The 24518-nt window shown below is 36.5% G+C and carries 17 protein-coding genes; 6 read left to right on the forward strand and 11 right to left on the reverse strand.

Annotation, left to right across the window (positions count from 1 at the left end):
- The first annotated feature begins 265 nt into the window (after window positions 1-265).
- The 5 genes from AC3IS6_RS17730 to AC3IS6_RS17750 all read left to right on the forward strand — a co-directional run bounded on the left by AC3IS6_RS17730 (window position 266) and on the right by AC3IS6_RS17750 (window position 7124).
- Window positions 266-1438 (forward strand): efflux RND transporter periplasmic adaptor subunit, encoded by a 1173-nt coding sequence (locus AC3IS6_RS17730; RefSeq protein ID WP_489161307.1) that lies wholly within the window; start codon window positions 266-268, stop codon window positions 1436-1438.
- 8 nt (window positions 1439-1446) lie between these two features.
- Entirely contained in the window at window positions 1447-4560 is a 3114-nt protein-coding gene (locus AC3IS6_RS17735; RefSeq protein ID WP_489161309.1) for an efflux RND transporter permease subunit, read from the forward strand.
- 11 nt (window positions 4561-4571) lie between these two features.
- Entirely contained in the window at window positions 4572-5864 is a 1293-nt protein-coding gene (locus AC3IS6_RS17740; protein WP_489161311.1) for a TolC family protein, read from the forward strand.
- 14 nt (window positions 5865-5878) lie between these two features.
- Window positions 5879-6544, forward strand: coding sequence for an outer membrane beta-barrel protein (locus tag AC3IS6_RS17745; RefSeq protein WP_489161313.1), 666 nt, complete (start codon window positions 5879-5881; stop codon window positions 6542-6544).
- A 145-nt stretch (window positions 6545-6689) separates the two neighbouring features.
- Window positions 6690-7124 carry an META domain-containing protein gene (locus tag AC3IS6_RS17750; RefSeq protein ID WP_489161314.1) on the forward strand — a complete coding sequence of 145 codons (435 nt, stop codon included), beginning with the start codon at window positions 6690-6692 and terminating at the stop codon, window positions 7122-7124.
- 136 nt (window positions 7125-7260) lie between these two features.
- Here the strand turns inward: AC3IS6_RS17750 and AC3IS6_RS17755 are convergent, their stop codons facing one another.
- The 10 genes from AC3IS6_RS17755 to AC3IS6_RS17800 all read right to left on the reverse strand — a co-directional run bounded on the left by AC3IS6_RS17755 (window position 7261) and on the right by AC3IS6_RS17800 (window position 22152).
- Window positions 7261-8130, reverse strand: a complete 870-nt coding sequence (locus AC3IS6_RS17755; protein WP_489161316.1) for a DUF4249 domain-containing protein — start codon at window positions 8128-8130, stop codon at window positions 7261-7263.
- Between the two features lie 5 nt (window positions 8131-8135).
- Window positions 8136-10748 (reverse strand): TonB-dependent receptor, encoded by a 2613-nt coding sequence (locus AC3IS6_RS17760; RefSeq protein ID WP_489161317.1) that lies wholly within the window; start codon window positions 10746-10748, stop codon window positions 8136-8138.
- A gap of 388 nt (window positions 10749-11136) precedes the next feature.
- Window positions 11137-11979 (reverse strand): FecR family protein, encoded by an 843-nt coding sequence (locus tag AC3IS6_RS17765; RefSeq protein WP_489161319.1) that lies wholly within the window; start codon window positions 11977-11979, stop codon window positions 11137-11139.
- A 12-nt stretch (window positions 11980-11991) separates the two neighbouring features.
- On the reverse strand, window positions 11992-12201 hold the full coding sequence (locus AC3IS6_RS17770; protein WP_264524207.1) for a hypothetical protein: 210 nt from the start codon (window positions 12199-12201) through the stop codon (window positions 11992-11994).
- A 46-nt stretch (window positions 12202-12247) separates the two neighbouring features.
- Window positions 12248-12769, reverse strand: a complete 522-nt coding sequence (locus tag AC3IS6_RS17775; protein ID WP_489161321.1) for an RNA polymerase sigma factor — start codon at window positions 12767-12769, stop codon at window positions 12248-12250.
- A 389-nt stretch (window positions 12770-13158) separates the two neighbouring features.
- Window positions 13159-14988, reverse strand: a complete 1830-nt coding sequence (locus AC3IS6_RS17780; protein WP_489161323.1) for an alkaline phosphatase — start codon at window positions 14986-14988, stop codon at window positions 13159-13161.
- 452 nt (window positions 14989-15440) lie between these two features.
- A complete protein-coding gene (locus tag AC3IS6_RS17785; protein WP_489161325.1) occupies window positions 15441-16976 on the reverse strand; it encodes a RagB/SusD family nutrient uptake outer membrane protein in 1536 nt (511 codons plus the stop codon).
- Window positions 16977-16992: 16 nt separating this feature from the next.
- Window positions 16993-20382, reverse strand: a complete 3390-nt coding sequence (locus AC3IS6_RS17790) for a SusC/RagA family TonB-linked outer membrane protein (protein ID WP_489161327.1) — start codon at window positions 20380-20382, stop codon at window positions 16993-16995.
- Window positions 20383-20558: 176 nt separating this feature from the next.
- A complete protein-coding gene (locus tag AC3IS6_RS17795; protein WP_489161329.1) occupies window positions 20559-21479 on the reverse strand; it encodes a FecR family protein in 921 nt (306 codons plus the stop codon).
- Between the two features lie 115 nt (window positions 21480-21594).
- Window positions 21595-22152, reverse strand: a complete 558-nt coding sequence (locus tag AC3IS6_RS17800) for an RNA polymerase sigma-70 factor (RefSeq protein ID WP_489161331.1) — start codon at window positions 22150-22152, stop codon at window positions 21595-21597.
- Window positions 22153-22914: 762 nt separating this feature from the next.
- Here AC3IS6_RS17800 and AC3IS6_RS17805 point away from each other — a divergent pair.
- Window positions 22915-23469, forward strand: coding sequence for a phage tail protein (locus AC3IS6_RS17805; RefSeq protein ID WP_264524214.1), 555 nt, complete (start codon window positions 22915-22917; stop codon window positions 23467-23469).
- Between the two features lies 1 nt (window position 23470).
- Here AC3IS6_RS17805 and AC3IS6_RS17810 read toward each other — a convergent pair whose 3' ends face one another.
- On the reverse strand, window positions 23471-24493 hold the full coding sequence (locus AC3IS6_RS17810; protein ID WP_489161333.1) for an SAM-dependent methyltransferase: 1023 nt from the start codon (window positions 24491-24493) through the stop codon (window positions 23471-23473).
- Window positions 24494-24518: the final 25 nt, after the last annotated feature.

Here is a 24518-nt window from a genome sequence, read left to right on the forward strand (position 1 = left end):
TCTTTATTTTACCCGATTATTTTCTAAAATCCAAAAGCTCTTTTGCTCTATTTTCTAATAGAATTCTAATTTTTTTCTAAAAGATCTCTAATGGCTCTTTCGGGAAAGCCTGTCTAATTTTGCGCCACAATTACAGACCAATGGTTTGCTGCTGTGGCACTCGATGTATTACCATACCAATCGTACTGTTCCCAAATTTTTTCCGGTAATGCATTACCCATGGCTAACCACAAAATTTAATTAATGCGTATAAAATTAAAATGACATGACATTAAACACTACAAAACGTTTCCCGTTTCAACTATCAAAAATCTGCCCTGGAAATCCCGAATGTAAAAACCTCCTACTTGCTATAATGACAACTTCACTGTTAATAGCTTGCCATAACAAAACCGAAAAAAAAGAAGTTGAAAACTTTTCCTTAAAAGGAGATACGGTCATAGTTCTGCAAAAATCAAATATTAGCCTCAAACTAAAATTGGAAACCGTTAAAACCGAGCCGTATCAGTTCGAATTACAAACTGCCGGAACTGTCAAAGCAATTCCAAATTCGTATGCCGAAATTGCTCCTCCTTTTTCAGGAAGAGTTACCAAAGTACATGCAAGATTAGGAATGAAAACATTGCCTGGAACACCTTTATTTGAAATGGTTTCTCCTGATTTTACAGCGGCTCAGAAAAACTTCTTCCAGGCCAAATCGGGGTATGAGGTTGCCAGACTTTCGTTAAAACGCCAAAAAGACTTAAAAACCCACGGTGTTGGTTCGCAGAAAGATCTTGAAGAAGCCGAAACCAATTTCGAAATCAGTGAAAAAGAATATCAAAATGCAATTGCCAGTCTTAAAATTTTTGGAGTAAACACAAACAAACTGGTTTTCGGTCAGCCCTTAGTCATCACCTCACCCATTGCCGGTGAAGTGATCACCAATGAACTGGTTTTGGGGCAGTATTTAAAAGAAGATGCCGGACCGAAAGCAAAAATTGCTGATCTCAAAAAAGTATGGGTTGCCGGGCAGATAAAAGAAAAAGACATTCATTTTTTGCAAGAACTACAAGGGGCCGAAATCAGTTCCGGCGCTTATCCGAACACAAAAATTTCAGGCAAAATCTATCATGTCGACGAAATCATAGACGAGGATACCCGAAGCGTACAGGTATTAATAGCTTGCAACAATACCGATCATATCCTTAAACCGGGAATGTTTGTCTCTGTAAAATTTACAGACAAACCCATAAATACCTTGTTCATACCAGCCAAAGCAGTATTACAACTCAATGACAGGAGCTTCGTCTTCGTCCAGGCAAAGCCAGATCAATACGTCCGTCGTTACCTTGAGACCGGAATATCGAAAAATGGAAAAATAGCCGTGCTCTCAGGATTAAAATCAAATGAAACAATTATCAGTGAAGGGGCTTTTTATCTCCTTGAAGCGAAATAAATGACTTTATGAAACAAAATATATTTGAAACAACAATAGCAAAACGCTGGTTAATTCTGGCTCTATTCTTACTCCTTTCTTTGTTTGGATACTATTCCTGGACACAACTTTCTGTTGAGGCTTACCCCGATATCGGCGATGTCACCTCGCAAGTCGTAACACAGGTTCCGGGTCTGGCAGCGGAAGAAGTCGAACAACAAATCACCATTCCGATAGAACGGGCTATAAACGGTTTACCCGGCTTACATGTAATGCGAAGCAAAAGTACTTTTGGTTTATCAATGGTAACAATCGTTTTTGATGACGGTATTGAAGATTATTTTGCCCGTACCAGAATTCAGGAGCGCTTAAATGATGTCGAACTTCCCTATGGTGCCGCACCTGGTTTAGATCCACTGACCTCTCCTACAGGCGAAATTTATCGCTATATCATTGAAAGCGAAAACCATGACCTAAGAGAGCTCAGCGAATTACAGGAGTACACTATTATTCCCCGTATCAAACAAGTGTCGGGAGTGGCCGATGTAACCAATTTTGGAGGAATCACAACACAGTACCAGGTGGAACTCGATCCGGTTAAACTTGAGCAATACGGTTTATACTTAAGTGAAGTAACAGAAACCATCGAAAAAAATAATGCAAATACAGGAGGAAGTGTTATCGATCGCGGGGACCAGTCGTATGTGGTACGAGGAATCGGTTTGGTAAAAAATCTGGAAGATATTGGACGTATTGTTGTAAAATCGGCAAATGGAGTCTCTATTTATTTGAGCGATATCGGAAAGTTAAAATATGGCAATCTGGAGCGCAAAGGAGCTTTAGGCTACACCGACAAACGCGGAGTTGACTATTCGGACAATATCGAAGGAATTGTATTGCTGCTCAAAAACCAAAACCCGTCTGTGGTATTAAAAGGGGTCAACGAAGCAGTGGACGACCTCAATAAAAATTACCTTCCTGAAGGTGTTAAAATCCACGCTTTTCTTGACCGAACAAGTCTGGTAGAAACAACACTTACTACTGTCTCTCATACATTGTTGGAAGGAATGGCACTCGTAATTATTGTTTTAATTGTTTTTCTGGGCAGTTGGAGAGGTGCTTTATTGGTGGCTATTACCATTCCTATTTCGCTGTTGATTGCTTTTATTCTGATGAAATTCACTCATATTCCTGCCAATTTACTTTCTCTTGGAGCAATTGATTTTGGTATTATTGTCGATGGAGCCATTGTGATGATGGAAACCATTCTAAAAAAACGGGAAGATAACGAAGGGGAAGAACTCACTGAAAATAATATTGCCAGCAGCGTAAAAAGTGTGGCACGTCCCATCTTTTTTGCCACTCTGATTATCATAACAGCGTATTTACCATTGTTTGCATTTGAGCGTGTAGAGAAAAAATTATTCACTCCTATGGCTTTTACAGTAGGATATGCACTTTTTGGTGCTTTACTGGTTGCTTTACTGCTGATACCCGGATTGGCTTATTTCATCTATCGCAAGCCTCAAAAAATGTATCATAACAAATGGCTGGAAAAACTAACCAGTGCTTACCATCATCGCATACAGAAAATAATGCAGGTCCCTAAAAAAGTATTTGCACCTCTGATTGCAGTATTAGTTCTCGCTTTTATACTTACTGCCGTGGTCGGGAAAGATTTTTTACCACCATTGGATGAAGGATCGATCTGGCTGCAGGTGACCTTACCTCCCGGTATTACTTTAGAAAAATCGAAGGAAATGAGCGACACACTGCGTCATCGTACTTTAAAACACGAAGAAATAACCTACATGATGGTACAGGCAGGTCGTAATGATGACGGGACTGATGCCTGGACGCCTTCGCATTACGAATGCAGTGTGGGTCTAAAACCCTACAAGCAATGGAAATCAGGAAAAACAAAAGAGGATTTAATAAAAGAATTATCCGCCGAATATGCTACTATGCCGGGCTATAATATTGGGTTTTCGCAACCCATGATCGACGGGGTAATGGATAAAATCTCAGGTGCTCACAGCGAACTGGTTGTCAAAATATATGGCGAGGATTATAAAGAAACCCGACGAATTGCGGAAGATGTTATTAAAACCCTTCAGGAGGTAAAAGGTGCCGTCGATCTTGCCATTGATCAGGAACCGCCATTGCCTCAGGTACAAATAATTGCAGACCGCCAGAAAATAGCGCAATACGGATTAAATATCGATGCTGTTTCGGAATTAATAGAAGTGGCTATGGGCGGAAAAGCCATTTCGCAAATTTTTGTCGGCAATAAAGTATATGATATTACCGCACGCTATAACGAAGAAAGCCGAAATGATCCTGAAAAAATAAGTAATCTGATGCTCACCAATTCCGAAGGTGTCAAAATTCCGTTGTCACAAGTATGCGATATCAAACTTAATACCGGTGAAAGTACCATTGCCCGTGAAATGAACAAGCGCCATCTAACGGTTCGCCTGAATTTAAGAGGAGCCGATTTAAGTTCTTTCTTAAAGGAAGCACAATCTAAAATTGAGGAAAAAGTAAAGTACAACCACGCAAAATTTAAACTAAAATGGGGAGGACAATTCGAAAACCAGGAGCGAGCTTATAGTCATTTGTCCATTATTGTCCCTCTTGCATTAGCCTTAATGTTTGTGCTGTTATACGGTGCGTTTGGAAAATTTCGTCAGGCGGGACTGTTAATGAGTATTGTTCCATTGGCATTATTTGGTGGCATGTTAGCTCTTACTGTCCGCGGGATGACGCTGAATGTATCCTCAGCAGTAGGTTTTATCGCTTTGTTTGGTGTTGCAATACAAAATGGAGTTATTATGATTTCACACATTAATCAGCTTCGTAAAAACGGAATGGCATTACTCGAAGCCGTAATCACTGGCGCTAAACAACGCTTCCGTCCTGTTTTAATGACCGCTACTGTCGCAGTACTAGGTTTATTGCCCGCATCTTTAGCCACAGGAATAGGCAGTGATGTGCAAAGGCCATTAGCAACGGTTATCGTTTACGGACTACTATTTTCTACCATTCTAACACTTTTTGCTTTACCCTCACTTTATTATTTGATCGAGAAAAAATTTGATCTCCCAAAAGAGAACATGCAAAATGAAATCAATAATCCATAAAATGAACCCTTATGATTAAGAAGAACATACAAAACTGGGGAATTATATTGATACTGCTAAATATTTCGGCAGTATCAAACGCTCAGATTGACACTACTTTCACAAAAATAAAGATGAATTACACTGATTTTCTCGCCTTAGTCAGTAAAAAAAATCTAGAGTATACTGCCCAAAAATTTAATGTAAATATTGCAGAAGCTAATGTGCTGGCTTCAAAAGTTTTCCCCGATCCAGAACTGGCTATAGGAGCCAATGATAATGGCCAGCGTCGAATGCAAATGGGTTACGGTTTTTCATCAGAGCTTAACTGGACGCTCGAACTTGGCGGAAAACGAAAAGCGCGTATAAGTGTAGCAAAAAGCACAGCGGAACTATCAAAAATTTTACTGGAAGATTACTTTCGAAACTTACGTGCAGATGCTACCTTAAGTTTTCTAACGAGCTTAAAACAAAAAGAAATTCTTTTGGTACAATTAAACTCTTACCATATTCTAAAGAATATCGCTGCTACTGACAGTATTCGGTTTAAGCTTGGAAGTATTGCCGAAATTGATGCCCGTCAAAGTAAACTTGGTGCTAATTCGATGTTAAATGAGGTATACCAAAGTGAAGCCGATTGGAAAAACTCTTTACTGGAATTAGGAGCTTTTATTGGAGAGCAAAAAAAAGACAGTCTAAATTCTCCTTATGGTGATTTAAACAAATTTGATCGTGCTTTTGATTTAAGTGAACTCGTGATTACTGCTCAAAACAACCGTGCTGATTTACTCGCTGCTCTACAAAATAAAAATGTCTCTCAAGATATTTTAAAACTAACAAAAGCCAATAGAGTTTTAGATTTGGGAATACACTTTGGCGTGGAAAACACATCGGTTGTGAGCAACGTTGTGGCTCCTACTCCATCAACAAATGCTGTATCAGCAGGTATAACCATTCCTTTAAAATTCTCAAACCAAAATAAGGGCGAACTAAAAGCAGCTGAATACGGATTGCTTCAATCCGATGTATTATACAAACAAACAGAGTTACAGGTTCAGACAGAAGTTAAAAAAGCATGGTTTGTCTATATAACGGCACAAAAACAGGTTCGCCAATTTAATATGGGTTTATTAACCGATGCCGAAAAATTGCTTAATGGAAAAATATACAGTTACAAACGTGGAGAGACTACTCTACTCGATGTCTTAAATGCGCAGCATACTTACAATGAGACCCAGCTCAACTACTATGAAACATTATATCGTTATGCAGCCTCTTTAGTAGAACTTGAAAAAGCAGCAGGGATTTGGGATATTAATTTTTAAAACAAGAAGAAATCATGAAAAAAACATATACAATTTGCCTGATATTCCTTTTCACGATGCAAATGAGCGCACAACAGGAAGGTATTACTTTTGGTATCAGCGCCGGTACAAACTGGTCATTACTAAAAGGGAGAGATACAGACAGCCTGTCTAATAACGGGGCTTCAAAAAGTTTGAACGGTCTGACAATCGGAATCACTTTAGACAACAAAATTTTCCAATATTTCGGTTTAAAACACGAATTATTTTACAGCAGAAAACTAACGACTCTTCAAATTGCAGATCCCATAAACGGAGGATTCACCAGCAAACTGAAACGTCAGTATATTGATTTATTCCCTATTAGTCCTGCTTTTTACTACAAAGGCTTACAAGTCTATGTGGGCCCTTACATCGGTTTTTTATTGAATGCTTCTGTCCAGCGCAAAGATGCCGATGGAAATTTATATACGGATACCGCATTTTACGGAACGGGGAAAGCTTCGAATGGCTACAGCCAGAAAATGGATGCGGGTTTTGTGACCGGTTTAACGTATGAATTTCCGAATGGTTTTACTCTTGGCGCAAGGTATCTTGGCGGTTTTGTTCCTCTTATCGAAAATGCAGCTACTATCCCGCAATGGAAAATTTACAACGAGAATTTTTTAATAACACTGGGTTATAATTTTAAAAAGCGATGATTTCAGCTCTCAAAGATAAAATTCTTAAACAACGAATTTACAAATTTAGAATGATTCAATATTTTAAAAACTTCCCTTAAGTTCTCTTCGAAAAACGATCATCATAACCTAAAACTTGTTAATTTTATATTCTAAAACTTTTCCTATGAAAAAATACTTCACCCTAATGTTGGCAGCTGTTGCCTTAGTTTTCACTTCTTGCAACTGCACAAAAAATACCACGCAAAGTACCGCTCTTTATGACACAACCTGGGAACTGGAATACATTTCCGGTCCTCGTATTGCTTTTGAAGGTTTGTATCCCAATAAAAAACCTTTTATAAAGTTTGATCAAAGTACGGGTCAGGTATCCGGAAATGCAGGATGTAATGGCTATAGTGCTCCTTATACTTTAAAAGGACAAACCATAAGTTTTGGAGAACAAGGTCCAACAACAATGATGTTCTGCGAAGGCGGCGGGGAGCAAACTTTTACGGAAATGATTAGAAAAATCAATACCTATTCTATTGATAAAGATGGTAAACTGAACTTGTTACTGAACGATGTTCCAATGATGCGCTTTAAAAAAGAGGCAAAGTAATTTTACTATTCTCAAAATAAAACAAAAAATGGACTTTCTTGCAAGTCCATTTTTTGTATCCCATATTCATAAAAAAACATCTGACATAAATATTTATATGCCAGATGCCGTTACAAATCAACCTTCAATTAAAATCTTACTTGTCCGGATAGACAATGTTATCGTTCTCTTTTACAACATAGGTAAAGGTATCAGCTTCGCAAAGCCTGAAATAACCAAAAGCAAAATTATTGGCATTCGTAGTATTTATAATATTGCCTCTGATATTTCCAGGGGGAATAGAAAAAGGACTACCTCCATATATCTCTAAAAGCAGGCTCATATAATTATAAAAATTCTTAGAAACACCACGATTTATAACCGCAACACTTTTCCCCGGTTTCAATTTGGTGTCAGAAAATCGTGGATTTATTTCATTTCCATTAAACAATTCATCGTCCAATAAAGTATAGGTCGGAAAAATAAGAACATCAGTTTTATAATCTGTCAGATAAAAATTTACCTGATCGATCGGATCTTTAAAGAAAAACCCTATTTCATACAGGTCCTCTCCTCCTACATCCGGAACAAGTTTCTGCTCTATTCTGTCAATTGGAGTTACTGAAATCAACTTTTCTGTTGCAGTGAAACTCTGTCCTTCTGCCTCAACAGAAAGTGCATAATCCATGTTGATAACAGGCACGAAATTAGTACATACGTAAAAACCTGGTTCTTTTTCATTAAAAATAAAAATATCGCCCTTACTATTCGTGATTTTTACTTTCGCTCCCGAAACTTTTGGCGTGGTATTGTTGTAATAAGGAGCCGTTTTACTGACCTTTATGACTTGTTCGCTTCCCGTTGTTCCTTTTTTCCAGATAATTTCGGCATCTACCACAATTCTTGTTTCGCCGGTTTCTAAATCAAGTTTTACCACGTCTTCACAAGATGAGAAAAACAGCACCAAAACAAGACTTAAAATAGCGATTACTTTCTTTTTAAAAGTTTTTATATCTATCCTTTGCATATTCATTAAAATTTAAAATTATAAGAAACACCTGGTACTATTCCAAAAATAGAAAGTCTTCTGGTTTCATTCGCTCCTGTATCATCATTTGTTCTAAAGGTCATTGAAGCCGCATTTTGTCGGTTATAAATATTATAAAGACTAAATACCCAATAGCTCTGCCATCCTTTCTTTTTATCCGGCTTTGGCGTATACGTGGCTGCCACATCCAGGTGATGGAAAAGTGGAAGCCTGTTTTCATTCCTTAATGAGAAGTTTGGAATGTTAATACCTCCAAATTCATAATACCCATTGGCATACGTTACCGGCTGGCCCGACTGTAAGCTAAAGTTGGCATTAAAAGACCATTTTTTATTGTATTCATAATTCCCCACAATACTTAAATTGTGCAGTTTGTCATATCCTGATAAATACCATCCGCCATTTGCGATTCCAGATTCTTCAGGCGTTCTGCCAGGTGTTTTTTGTTCAGCTCTCGACAAAGTATAAGAAACCCATCCGGTCAATCTTCCTGTATTTTTTCTCAACATTAACTCCATACCGTATGATCTGGCTCTACCATTCAAAATCACCTGTTCTATATTGTCATTTGCCAGGATATTTGCTCCGTCAATATAGTCAATACGATTTTGGATTTTCTTGTAGAATAACTCTCCTTCAAAAGAATATTCCTTATCCTTAAAATTCTTAAAATAACCTACGGCATATTGATCTAACAACTGAGGTTTTGTAAAAGGTCCGCTTGGTGTCCAGATCGTCGTTGGCAATGGAAACTGGGTATTGGATAGCATGTGAATGTATTGCGCCATTCGATTATAACTTGCCTTTACTGATGTATTTTCATCAAAGGCGTATGATAATGCGGCACGTGGTTCAAAATTATCAAACTTACTTATGGTCGCTCCACTTTTATAAGATATACTTCCTGTTGGAGTTCCATTTTCATAAATTTTATACAACGGATTAAAAACTACTGCCTTTCCATCCTCATAAGTACTTATTTCCTCCCCTCCTAAACGGTAAAACATACTATAACGTATTCCGTATCGAAGGTTCAATTTCTCTGTAATCTGATGCTCAAAGTCCAGATAAACAGCAGATTCAAAAGCATACTTTTTAGCCAATTGCTTGTAATTAAACTGTGAACCTGCAGTAGTAGGCTTTGCTGTTCCAGGGTTAAAATCATAATACTGGCCGTCTATTCCGTAGTTAAGTTTTAATTTTTCTGATAAAGTCTGACTCCAGCCATATTTAAGACCATAAGTCTGAATGTTATTATTCCATTTAAAACCTTCTCTTTCTAATCCCAGATTAAATTTATAATCACTGAAGTAAACAGACAAATTGGTATTTAAATTCTCCGAAAACTTGTGTTTCCAGCTTAAGATCCCCATCGTATTTCCGTAGGTACTGTCAAAAAGATTGTTCAAATCAAAAACATCGTTTCCGAAATAACCCGAAAAAGACAGCGTATTGTTGGCTCCAAAACGATAATTAAACTTAGCATTCAAATCATAAAACATAGCGGAGTTCTTGTTATCAGTCAGTTTCATAAATACGTGAGCATAGGAAGCACGTCCTGCAATGATGAAAGATCCTTTTTCTTTCTGAATAGGTCCCTGTACCAATAAACGGCTCGAGATTAAACCAATCCCTCCGTTCACTTTGTACTCTTCGAAGTCTCCGGTTTGCTGTGAAATATCTAAAACAGAAGAAACACGTCCTCCATATTTAGAAGGAATTCCTCCCTTGTATAAATCTAACCCATTTACAATATCGGCATTAAAAATAGAGAAAAAACCAAACATGTGTGAATCAGCGTAAACCGGACCTCCATCTATCAAAATCAAATTCTGATCGGCGGCACCTCCACGAACATTAAAACCCGATGAAAGTTCTCCGGCATTGGTTACTCCCGGTAATGTCAATATCGATTTTAAAGGATCGGCTTCCCCCATAGCAACCGGAATTCTTTTAATCTCGGCCATCGAAAGTTTATTCACACTCATCTGAGTGTTTTTAACATCAACCGCTTTATTGGAGGTGATCACTACCTGCTCGAGTTCATGACTGTCGGCGTCCATGTAAAAATTGATTCTTGAATCGTCAGCAACTTCAATTTGTTTCTCTTTGTTTTTTAGGCCGAGATATGTAATTAATACGGTATAATTTCCTTTGTCTACTTCTATTGCAAATTTTCCATCTGCATCGGTTGTGGCACCGGTAGAAAGCTCTTTGATAAATAAATTTGCACCAATAACCGGCTCTTTGTTTTCATCAAATACCTGTCCGGTCAGCTTATTTTTTTTTTTAGGTGCTTTGGTTATTTTTTGCTTTACAAAAATATTATTGCCTACGATGGAGAACTGAACCGATGCGCTCTTATTGAGTTCATTGACAAGTTCTTTTACGCTGATATTTTTGTAAGTCCTGGTTTGAGTAAAATACTTTTGACCAGTATTAATCTGATCCGTGTGAGCAAACTTGAAATCGGTTTGGCTTTCAATTTGCTTAAAGAATTCTTTTAAGGTTACTGATTTATCTACAGTTACGGTTACGTTTTGAGAAAACACCGCCCAACTGAATAAAAAAAAGCATGCTGAAATTATATGCTTCATGAAATTTTGTATTTTTGAAAATTATTAAATGAGATAGTTTCGTACTATCTTGACCATGAGGAGGATGTTTAGTTTCGCGGCTAGTGCATCCTTTTTCTTTTCTATTGAAAAGTAATTACTTTTAATTCTTCATTTATTTCAAAGTTTAGGTTATATATTTCGGATATTAATTGGATAAGTTTTTTAAAATCTTCTTTTTTATTAATTCGCATTGTAATACGATGATCATAGTACTCCTGCGGAAATTTTAACGTATAACAAAAACAGGCTGAAATTATATGTTTCATAAAATTTTGTATTTTTGAATATTATTAAACAGGATAGTTTCCTATTATCCTGACCATGAGAAGGATGTTTAGTTTCGCGGCTAGTGCATCCTTTTTCTTTTCTATTGAAAAGTAACTTCTTTCAATTTTTCATTTATTTCAAAATTTAGGTTATACATTTCGGATATGAGTTGGATAATTATTTTTAAATCTTCTTTCTTATTAATTCTCAATGTGATGCGCTGCTCATAATACTCCTTTGGAAATGTCATTGTGTAGCCGTAATTGGTTTTAATGTAGGTGGTTAAAACCGTTAGCTTTTCATTTTCAAAATCGGTAAATCTTTCAAATTCCGTTACCTCAACCGTATTGTTGGCATAAGTAAACTTTTCACCCGGAACAAGTATCCATTTTTTGTCCTGATCTTTCACGCTCATTTCAACACTTCCTTCAAAAAGCTCAACCGTTACCTCTTTCTGTGTATATCCCTTTACTAAAAAAGAAGTTCCTAAAACAGTGGTTGTGGTTTCATTGCAAAAAACCTGAAAAGGGTGTTTTTTATCTTTCTTTACATGAAAATATGCCTCTCCTTTAATTTCAATTTTACGATTGGCTGTAAAATTATTAGCATACTCAATTTTAGAATTAGGACTTAATTCGACCTTCGAACTGTCCGGCAAAAAAACTGTTTTTACAATTGAAGTGGTATTTTCAATTACGTTCGAAGCCAATTTAACTTCTGATTGGTCCTGATTTCTATTAAAGAACAAGCCCGAGCCAATAAATCCGAAAAGCAAAACAGCTGCCGCTACGGCATAATGCCATGCTTTAAATTTCGATTGTTTCGAAGCGAAGGTTTTAGATTGAAACGCTTCCCACGAAGCTTCTTTCTCCTCGTTGGAATGCGAAATAGGAATATCATCCCAGATCTTTTTTAATTCTTCTTCTACTTTTTTATCATTCATATCTTTGGAGCGTTAAAGTTTCTGACAATAAAATCCCTGCTTATTAAAAACACCGTAAACCATTTCTTTAATCTCTCTGTTGGTTTCGATTCTCAGAATATGATTTGTATCTTCTACATCAAAATTCATGATACAATCAGAAATAACAAATTGAAGAAGCGCTACAACAAATCTTGCATCTTCTTTAGTTGTAACGTCCGTTTTATAAGTTTCAATATTCATTTTATGTTCCCATTTTTATAGATAACAAATGAGAACAAAAAAGTTCCTAATGGTTTTCGACTTTTTTTCGAATAAATTTACTGGCGAGATAAATATGATTGGCTATAGTCTTTTCAGAAAGATCCGTTAAGGCTGCAATCTCCTTATAGCTAAGGTTTTCCAGTTTATGTAAGGTGTAAATTTTTTGTTGCTGTTCAGGAAGCAGATTTATGAAAGTATTTAGCTTTTCCTGTCTTTCCTCAAAAATTTCAGTATCAATATCTTCCTCCTCCATTACCACATGCAACGGATCGAGCTGTACTATTTTATTTTCTCTGTTGAGATGATTAAGGATGATGTTTTTGCAGATGACAAATATTTGTTTGTCTAATAAAACATCTTCGTGAAGCAATTCTCTTTTATTATACAATCGTAAAAATGTTTCCTGAACAAAATCTTGTGGGGTAAGTACTGTAAAGTTAAAGCGTTTGGCTATGTTTATCAGTTTATCATAGTAATTGAGATAAGCTTCTTTGAAAGTGGCTTCATTACCTTTTTTTAAACTTAATATAAACTTCCTGTTGTCCATAACGCAAATATGATAATTAGTCTAAACTCTATGTCTAAAATAATATTGTGTTCGAAAGCGAATCACCTAAGACTTCCTTAGTCTTTTTCTTAACCAATCTTAAGCTACAAAGAACAGAAATTTTCTTGTAAAAGTTTTTAACAGAAAATGAAATTAATCCTAAAAAATTCACAATTTTACACACTGCTGTTTAATCGTAATTTTCTTATTTAATTTATTTATGAATTTAAGAAGTCCAGTAAAACAAAGCCATTTGCCGCTTTTTCAAAAAACAGTTTTTTCTAAAAGCATCTCATTTATTTAAAAGTATTTAAGACACTTATTACAAAACAAAAGCAGTAACAAAAAAATCGTTACTGCTTATTTTAAAGAATAAAATTAAATGATGTCTACTGCTTCGCAAAAAGCGCTTCGAGTATTTTGGTATAAATTTCCGTGTTTTGATACACTCCCATGAAATTCGAAGCACCGGGTCCGTAAGCAAAAACCGGAACTGGTACTGCTGTATGGTCATTGGTACTGAAACTTCCCTGTACATATCCTTTTGCGATACTGCCATCAATTAAGGAGAGTCCTCCGGTTTCGTGGTCGGCTGTTACAATCAAAAGTGTTTCCTGATTCTGATCTACAAATTCCATGGCCTGTCCAACCAGTTTATCAAAATCAAGCATTTCACGAACCACATACTCCAGATCATTTTTATGTCCGCCATAATCAATTTGTGCTCCTTCCGCCATTATAAAAAAGGGATTCTTTGTTTTTGAAAAAACAGTTGTCGTCTTTGATAAAGACTTGCTTAAAAAATCACCTCTACCCTCTTTCATCGAAACTACTGCAGCATCTTCTAAAACAACAAATCTGCTATTTTTGATGGTATCCATACTTTTAAACTGATCCGAAAAAGTATATCCTTTCTCCACCAATATCTTAGACAAGTCTTTACCGTCTTTTCTGTTTTTAAATTCTTTTGTTCCTCCTCCAATCAGAATATCGGAAGGGTTTGTGATAAAATCAGCAGCAATTGGTTCGCTAAAACTTCTTTCGGGCTGGTGTGCATAAAAAGCGGCCGGAGTAGCATCTGTAATATTTCCGGCAGAAATAATAGCGGTTTTATACTTTTTCTTCGCCAACTGTTGCGTGATTAATTCCACCGCTTTTCCGTTTTCGTCTACGCTAATAAAACGGTTGTTGGTTTTATGTCCGGTTGCCATTGCCGTAGCACCCGCAGCCGAATCGGTAATATAACTGTCTGAAGATTTAGTGATCGACAATCCCTGAGTTGGCATATTAAAAAGACTCAACTCTCCTTTATTGGCCGTATATCCCGCATAAATCTGAGTAAGTCCCATTCCGTCACCAATCAGCAGAATTATATTTTTCGGCCTTTTGTTTTTGGAAAATAAAGCTGCATGCTTTGGTACATAGGCCTTATGGAATTCCGTGTTCTGATAAAAGGTGGTTTTTATTTTCTCAATGAATTGTGTCAATGCCGACACATTATCGGTTGCAATATAATCGACTTTTAAATTCATTAAAGTCATCCAGGTGTTCACATTATCCTGCGTCGACCAAAATCGGATCTTTTTATTCTGATCGTGAACTTTTTTAATGATAGCTTGTATTTTTTCTAAATCGGCCTGTGTCATTACGCCTTTACCGTTCCAGACTGTGTGTTCTTTTAAATCATCACTAATCATTTCGACACGCGACAATTGCTCTGCGGTATAACTTTCATTCAGTCTGCCGTCAAAATAGATAAAGTTCGGATACTCTTTCCAATTTGCCGGTGAAGGTCTGCTTCCTGAAATGACTACTTTTAGGTTTTTATTCGAAATCAACTCCGGATACGTTTTTAACTGCTGAACAATCGCTTTAAGAGTTGCCGCTGCTTCTGACTTGATGTCGATCATCAAAATTAAAGGTTTGTTGTCAGGGTATGCTTTGCCGTCTAAGGTTTTTAGCTTTTTCGACAAAGGGTCTAAATAAAGACTTTGCAGTGTGTTGTAGGTCTTGATTTCATCTGATGTATGGGCGACCAGCAATTCGTTATTCACCAGAAAAACATCGGCTTCGATAACACCTGCTTCATTGGAGTAGGCTTCATAAAATGGTAATTTACCTGCATAATCATTGTGCGAATGAATATTGACAGAGCTGTATTCCTGAGCTTGTGCCAACAAAAAAAAATGAAGGCAAAAAAGTATAATTATTTTTTTCATTACAAATAAAATTAATTCAATTCTAAAATGGTCTTCAATAATTAGAAGATTAGCCACAGGTTAAAAATATTTCCACAGATTTCTTTAACCCGTCGAGTGTAATTAATAAAAAAATCATTTAACACATAGAAACATAGGTTTTATGTCTGTAAAAGAATACAAAAAAAACATGTTTCTTACGCATAGCTTCCTCTGTGTCTATAAAATAAGTGAAACACCTTATTTAAGAGTATTAAATCTATGTTTCTATGCGTTTAAAAATAATTACACCCAACAGGTTTCTTTAATAATTAAGTATAAAAATGGATCTGTAAAATCAGTGGTAAAAAATATATTCTTACTAAGCGTTAAGCCTGGTCAAAATATGTAGACTGTTTACTTTTTTCTTTACTACTGCAAGCTTCACAACTAAGCTTGCAGCGTAAAAAAAACAAACAAAATGAAACTACTAACTACCAGCCTTTATTTTGGAAAAGGGCTCCTTTGCTCACTGCAATTTCATCCGGTGGTATTGGCCACACATGGTGAATAGCAGGATTGAAATTACGGGCAGGATAAATCACCGTCCCGTTATAATGGTGTAAAGGTTTTGCATAGGTTGCCTGAGCGTCGCCCCAGCGTACTAAATCAAAATGACGGTCTGTCCATTCTCCGGCCAGCTCACAACGTCTTTCTCTTTTAAGATCCGTTAAGGTTGCTCCTCCGATGCTTGGTAAACCTGCACGATTACGAATCAGGTTTATCTCGGTATCAGCGCTCAGTCCTTTCATTAATTTTGCTTCTGCCAGCATTAAAATTACATCGGCATAACGCAAAAGGGGAACATTTAAAGCTGTTGAAGGCTTGTCTCCGTTTGCATTTACATAACGAATGTCAATTCCGCCCGAAGTTGTTTTTGGGTAACCAAACGGCTCCATGTATTTTTTAAACTGATAACCGGTTCTGTTACTTGAACTTACTATGTATTTTCCTTCATTAAAAGTCACTAATTCACCAAAATACATAAACTTATCTCCTTTTTGTAAAATGGTCGCACTGCGTCTTTTATCTGCCGGATCATAGGTATCAAACAACTCTTTGGTAGGATAAAAATTCCCCCAGCCATTGTAAACTCCCCAGCCTTTATCCTCCAGACATACTCCGGGAAAAATAGAACCCAGACTTGTGTTTTCGGCACTCGAAGTTACAGACCAGATATATTCTGATGACCAGTTGTTTTTAATTTTAAAGACATCTTCAAAATTATCCAGTAATTTATGTTTTCCACTGTTCACAATCATATTGGCATACTTAATAGCATTGTCCCAATCTTTTGCATACAAGTAGGTACGTACCAAATAGGCCCAGGCAGCTGTTTTGTGAGCACGTCCGTAATTGTCAGTCGTTAGATCATTAAAATAAGGCAGTAAATCGGCTGCTTTCACCAAATCTGCAGCGATGTAAGCATAGTTTTCGGCTACGTTTTTAGCACGTGGTACATATACATTAGTTGGATTGTCTCTGTCCTGAATCGGAATCCCGGCACGCTCGTCTCCGTAGTGATAGGCCAGTTCCAGGTGCATCACAGCATGATTGAAATAAGCCTCTCCCAACATCATGTTTTTTGTTTTATCGTCTAAAGAAATCTTCGGAATGTTACGAATCACATCATTACAGCGTTTCATCACCTCATAATGCAGTCTCCAGATGTCTTTGGTATCCGACTCTGCTCCGTCTACAATAAAATTCTTGATTCGTTCTGCATTTTGTCTTGGCTTGGTCCCGATATCATCACTTGCATTGTTGAGCCAGAAAAATCCACGGCCGTACATGTTATCATCCGAATAAAGGGCATAGATTGCATTTACTCCTGCTTTTGCATCAGCAGGTGTTTTCCAGAAATTACCACTTGAAGGTGCTCCCTGAGGCACTAAATCAAGTTCATTTTCACAAGCCGAGCTGCCTATTAAAAGCATAAAACTCAATACTAAAAGACTTAATTTTTTCATTTTATTTGTATATTTTTTAAAAAGTTGCGTTTACACCCGTCATATAAATACGGGAAAGTGGGTATTTCCCTAAGTCCATACCAAAATTCTTAAGCCCTACTTCCGGATCCATTCCTGAATACTTGGTAATGGTAAATAGGTTTTGCGCAGAGATAAAAAATCTAAGTTTTGCTTTTCCATTCAACCATTGTTCTTTTGCAGTATATCCTATCGACAGGTTTCTTAATCTCACAAAAGAAGCGTCTTCGATATAAAAATCAGAGATTCGTCCAAAGTTATTATTGTTGTCTGTTGACGAAAGAACCGGAATATTGGTATTGGTGTTTGTTGGTGACCAGGAATTTTTAGAATCAGCCAGTAAATTGTAGCCCGGGAAAGAAGCATTTAGACCTGTATGTTTTACAGCATTAAAGACACTGTTTCCGGCTGTTCCGCTTAAAAAGATGTTCATATCAAATCCTTTGTATCTGAAATTGGTATTCAGGCTGAAAGTAGTTTTCGGAAAAGGATTTCCAAGTACTACTCTATCGTTGTTATTGATTACTCCATCACCGTTTATATCTTTAAATTTAATATCTCCGGCAACCGCATTTGGCTGATATACGACTCCTTTATCGTTTACATACGCTTTTACTTCGGCATTACTCTGAAATAATCCGTCAGTTGAATATCCGTAAAAAGCACCTACAGGACTTCCTACCTGATAAATATTAGCCAAAGGCAAACTACGTACTCTGCTTAAATTTAGTGGTTCAAGGGATGTTAAGTCATCTTTGATCGAAGCAATTTTATTACTTAAGAAAGCCGCATTTGCTGTTACATCAAATTTAAATTCACCATGTGTTTTCTGATACGTTAAACTCGCTTCTATTCCTCTATTCTCAACATTTCCTGAATTTACGATTCTTCCTAACGGAGTTCCCGAAACACCAGGCAACTGATCGCGAACCAGCATGTCTTTATTCGTCTTGATGTAGGTATCAACAGAACCTGACAAAGCATTGTTAAACATAGTGAAATCTAATCCAACGTTGGTCTGTTCGGAGCTTTCCCATCTCAAATTTGGGTTAGACAATTCGCTCTCTGAATAACCGTAACTGATTACCGGGCTGCTTCCGATTAAAGCTTGTGTTTGTTTTAAAGGTACACTAAACTGGTACGGACCAAGGTTTCCTAAGTTTCCAATTTGTCCCCAGCTTGCACGTAATTTTAAGTTGCTGACAATTGGATTTATATTTTTCATAAATCCCTCTTCAGAGATTAACCATCCGGCAGAAACAGAAGGATATACTTTCCAACGGTTCTCAGAAATCAATTTTGAAGTACCGTCGCGGCGTACAATTCCCGAAATTAAATACTTTTGATTAAAGTCATAATTCAGCCTTCCTACATAAGAAGAAATGATCTCCTCAGACATCCCTGCATCCAATTGCTGTACTAATTTAGCATTCAGTAAATAACGCTGTGAGGCATCTTCATTGTCAAAACCGGTTCCCTGTACCGTATAAAAATCTCTTTTCGTTTGTTGGTAGGTGTATCCTGCCAATGCTTTAAAATTGTGTTTTCCTAATGATTTTTCGTAAGAAAGTGTTTGCTCACTTAACAAATCAGTTGTGGTAGAAGCCGTTTGTGTCAATCGGTTAAAATCGAATATTTTACCCGGTTCTGTTATTTTAACAGCAAAGTCGGTTGCATTGTTTTGAATTCTGGTATATCCCCAGTTTGATTTGAATTTTAAACCCGATACAATTTCCCACTCCGCATAAGGATTAATTAAAACGGTAGAAATCGGATTGCGGTTGTCCAGTCTTTTTAAATAGGCTACCGGATTGATGACATCTCCATACGAACCAATATATTTTTCGGGAACCCCTCCAAAATTTCCGGAACCGTCTTCTCTGTAAATAGTAGCATTGGGTGGATAAAAAATTGCTGCTAAAATAGCGCCTGTATACCCACTTGAGGTGTTGGCCGCCTGACCGTCTGTTAAGGAATACGACAGGTTTTCGCCCACTGTAAAATTGGGTGCCAGTTTAAACGAAGAATTGGCTCGTGCGGTATAACGAGTTCCGAAAGTATTAAGTAATATCCCTTCGTTTTTGCGATAACTTCCTGAGATAAAGAAATTGGATTTTTCGGTTTTACCATTGATTGAAATGGACAGGTCCTGAATTTCGCCTGTACGGAAAATTTCATCCATCCAGTTCGTTTTAGTAGTTCTCGCTGTTGGTTCAAATGCCGGATCAAAAGCCGGAATTCTTGGCATACCTGCATTATCTCTGGCGGCATTCATGGCATCTGCATATTCGGCAGCATTTAAAACGTCTAGCTTTTTTGCTACACTTTGAAAACCTCCCTGGTAATTTACATTGATGTTAATTCGTTCTGAAACTCCTTTTTTAGAAGTAATTAAAATTACTCCACCAGAAGCTCTTGCTCCGTAGATTGCAGCAGAGGCAGCATCTTTTAAGACACTAATCGAAGCAATATCGTTCGGATTTAAGGTATTTAAAGAACCGCTGTAAATAATTCCGTCTAAAACAATCAAAGGTGTTTCGGCATTCAAAGATCCAATTCCACGAATATTGATTGTTGGCTCGGCAGTTGGGTCACCACCATTATTGATTACGGTAACACCGGCCACTGTGCCCTGCAATAATTCTGCTGCACTATTGTAAGTTCTACTCGAAGTTTCCTTCATCGAAACGGTGCCCACAGCTCCCAAAACTTCATTCTTTTTTACACTTCCATATCCCATTACTACCACTTCCTGCAGTTGTTTCATATCGGCTAATAATTTGATCTTTATATTTTTATCCGATTGTGTTACTTTTACTTCCTGTGTAACATAACCCACATAGGAAAAAACAAGTACTGCCGCAGACGAATTGATTTCCATCTTAAAAGTTCCGTCAAAATCTGTCGTTGCAGTTGCATCCGAATCTTTGTCTTTGATTCCGACACCCGGTAGCGGCATTCCATCATCTCCTCCAAAAACAGTTCCCGAAATACTTATTTTACCCTGAGCAGCATCTGAGATTTTCAGGTTTTTCTTGATGACAATATTATTGCTTACAATTTCATATCTCAATAATAAATTGCTGCATATTTTATCCAGCGCCTGCTCTAAGGGTACATTGTTGAGTTTTAAGCTAATTTTCTGATTGGTATTAACCTGATTTGTTTCATACATAAAATGCACATCAATTTGTTTTTCAATCTTCTGAAAAACATTTTTTATGCTTTCATTTTCTACTTTTAAGGTTACTCTTTTACTTATATCAAAACTGCCCGCTTTCACGGTTAATCCGATAAAAAATAGAGCTATAAAAAGCATCGCTCTCGTTAGTACCGATTTTTTAATGCTCTCGCGGTTTGGAACATACCGCATTTGCTTTCTAGTCATGTTTGTGATTTTTTAATTGTTTTTGATTATGGATCAGTTTTCTACGTAGATTTCTTTTTAATTGGATTGGTAACGAATTGTTCTCTGACGAATAGATACAGTTACTCCCACTAAATCGCATAGCGCTATACGAATGGTGTTGCTGTATGTTATGTTTCTTTTGCCCGTTCTACGATTTATCGTATCACATAAGTCCCTGCTTCTACTTTATAATCGGCGTTGATGATGTTGCACACCAAAGCAACAACCTGTCCTACCGGAAGCTCTTTGAAATGGGCACTGATTTTTAAATTATTTAAATTCTTATTTCCAATTTCGACGGTTACATTATAATTCCGATTAATGGTTGCTATCACTTCTGGTAAGGGAGCATCTTCAAAAACGATAATATTTTTGCGCCAAAGCGAAATAGAATTCACCGGAACATCCTTGAAAGCCTGCAACTTGTTATCATATGATTTAAAAACCACTTTTTGACCCGGAGTTACATATACGTTTTCTTCGGTGACAGTTGATTTTACATTTACTCTTCCGGTAAGAACCGAAACCTCCTGAGTCGTCTGATCGGGATAGGCCTGCACATTAAAACTGGTTCCCAGTACTTTTGTATCCATTTTAGCAGTATGAATGATAAAAGGATGTTTTTTGTCTTTGGCTACATCAAAAAAAGCTTCTCCGGTTAAATAAACTTCTCTTGTATCTCCCTTAAAGGCAAGAGGGTACTTTATACGGCTTCCCGCGTTAAGCCATATTTGAGTTCCATCGCTTAAAACTATTTTGGCATGTTCTCCCGCCCTGGTAACGTATTGTCTGGAAATCGTTTTTACGGTTGATAAATAAAAAAAACAGGATAATCCCATTAAAAAAAAGAGAGAAGCTGCCATCGTCCAATTCCTATATTGAAGAAAAATAACCTTATCGGTTTTTTTTATTTGCTGAATCTCTTTTTTCAATTTCGAACGATCTGAGGTAATAGTCGCTATAGTATCAAAGATTTCTTCAGGGTGATTGTACCAGTTATTCCATAATTCTTCCCCATTTAGAGAAGGCTTACCTTCTAAAAAATGTTTTATCTCTTGATTTAATTTTTCAGGCATTATAATATGTTTATCTCTTTAATAGTATGTCTTAGAAATAGTATTTTCAGGTAGGTGGCTAAGGTTACGCTTTTGTTAAGAAAAGAAAGCGTAACCTTACATTCGAAATCTGCTTTTAATTGAACTCGCCCAGATAGCTTCGCATAAACTTTAAAGCATAGGCAATATGATACTTTACTGTTTCGTGCGAAACATTTAGTTCTTCGGCTATTTCTTTGTTGGTATAATGCTTGATCCTGCTGAGAATAAAAACTTCTTTTGATTTTTTTGGAAGTAATAAAGTTGCTTTGTCTACTGCTTCCTGCAGTTCTTCATAATAAATGGAATCTTCAGTAGTGTTACTTCCGCTAAAATCATTTGTATTTCTGTCTATAACCTCTTTCACATATTGGTCGGTAACAGTATGTGATTTTATGTAGTCTAAAGTCACATATCGAACCGAGGTATAGATATAAGCCGAGAATTTCTTTTGAATAACCAGAACCTTTCTCCTTTCCCAAATAGCAGTAAAAACTTCCTGAACAATCTCTTCAGAAACCGGAACCGATTTCATTCTGATATAAACAAAACGAACCAATACATCACGATAACGAAAATACAACTCATCAAACGCCTTATCTTTTCCTTGTCTTAATAATTCAACAAGTTCCTCATCCGTAAACTTTTTATACATAATGCATCACTTTTGAATAATTTGGCGAACAAATCGCTCTTACTAAAACGTCCATTCCTATTATGATACTGCGATGTATTCTTATTTTAAAAAATGACATATACTACAATTGTGTTGTTTTATAATATGTCTCCAAAATTAAAGCTGGGGGTAGGTCTGCAAGGTTACGTTTACATTAATAAAAAGCCTTCATTATAAAACATTATATTAACATCTGATGTGTTATGTTATGAAGGTATTTAAATGACACTTTGTTAAGCACCGGCTTTGTAAAGTGTTACTTATTAAACCTGATAATATCGCAACTAATTATGATTTTTGGTCAAGCACGTTATGCCTTAGTGAAAACCAATTTCCTATTACTTTGATTCTGATGTTTAAATAGAATATCAAAGTTGTATTATACTTCCTACAGCTATCAACTTTTTCTAGCTAAAAGAGATAAAACACCAGTAAATACAGTATATGGTCTGTTTTTAAGCGATTTACGGTTTTTCAATCCTCAATATATCTTTTTCCAACACAAATAAGATATTTCATGACAATAAAAACCCGCCTTATGACATATTTTTCAGTTTCGGTGCAGAAGATGTTTAGTTTTAACCTGTTTTAGAAGGCAAAAACAGGTAGAAACACCTGTTTTTGAGAGTTTTATATTTTATACCTTAGTTGAAATATAAAAATTGCCCTTTTATTTCTTAGTTAAAAACACAAGTAATATCAAAAACAAATATAAACACTAACCTATTAACACTAAACACTATGGAAGAATTCATTGGAGTTGTAAAACTTTTTGCGGGAAATTTTGCCCCGAGAGGCTGGGCATTTTGTAACGGACAAATATTGTCAATTGCACAGAATACGGCATTATTCTCAATCCTTGGTACAACCTATGGAGGAAATGGTCAGACTACTTTCGCTTTACCAAATCTACAAGGTGCAACAGCTATTGGACAAGGAACTTCACCTGGAGGGACTTACGTTCTTGGACAAGCTGCAGGTACACCAAATGTTTCTATTTTAACAAGCAACTTACCAGCTCACGTTCACGCAGGACCAGGTAAAATATCGGTAAGTGCTGCAAATTCAACAGATATACTACCTGTGGCAGGTGCATCAATAGCTGTGCCGGGATCAATTGTATCGAGAGTTTTTACACCAACATTAGGCTTTACAACAGCAACACCAAGTGTTGATTTATTAAGCAATGTAACAACAGGTGCAACGGGTAGTAATCTCCCTATCTCAGTAATGCAGCCTTACGTAGCATTGTCTTATATCATTTGTTTAGAAGGAATTTTTCCTTCCAGAAATTAAGTTATTCATTAAGAGCGGTTTTTACGTTATAAGACCATTTTGGTATATCGCTAAAGTCGTATAAAAATTGAATTTCAGAATAGCTCGTCAGACTGTACATAGAAGCTACACAATATGGGTTTGTAATATAGGACTCTGCAGTTTTTAATTCAATGTCTTCAAATATTCTGATTTCAGTAAAAATACACACATCGGGATGATTGCTAAAATCATCGGGCAGCTTATAAAAGTCACTTTTAAAACTTAAAAACTGACTTTTAGTGCCAAAAAGTTCTTTGTTTATTGTAAATAATCTATCTACAAATACACTATGAGGATAGGGCTGCAATTCATCGCGGCCCTTTACTTCATTGCTCCCATTTTTAAGCGATGGCTCGTAATCAAAAAAGGAAAAAGTAAGATCAATTCTGATCTCTTCAGGAATTAAAATTCCATGCGAAGGCAATTGCGAAACAATGTTTTGTGTAATAGCAACTTGTGGTTCACGAGTAAGAGCGTAATGCATCGTTTCTGAAATCGCCAAATCGATTGTAAAATCCTGCGGTTTAGTATAGGTGATGGCATCCGTTTCAATTAAGTCAACTGAATAGTCGCTAAGGCCCGTAATTGATAAAATATGATGTACAGATGCTATTGAAGCAGTATTGATATCTAGTAAAATGGCTTTAATTCTATCTTTATTAAACAAAGGAAGTAAAGGAAGAATTAAAGTTGCATAAGGGCCACAACCCGCATAAAGAATATTAATACTTCTTTCAGGAAAATCAACACACAATTTTGTCAGAGCCTTATAAACTCCTTTTATGAAATAAACAGTACGTAAATAATCATCAACACAATCTGCGGCGCCAGAACTAGATAAAGCAACGCCACCTTTTACAAAAGTTTCGTTGTTTTCGAAGTGATTAATTGTAGCAATTTTTTCATAAAATTCTGAAAGGTTTCGCGCGCATTTTGTGTGTTCATCAACAGTATTTGACGCAATGATAGATTGAACAATAATCGTAAGCTCTTGTTTATACATGATCCTTTTATTTTAGTTAAGGCTT

The sequence above is a fragment of the Flavobacterium sp. KH_035 genome (assembly GCF_057839565.1).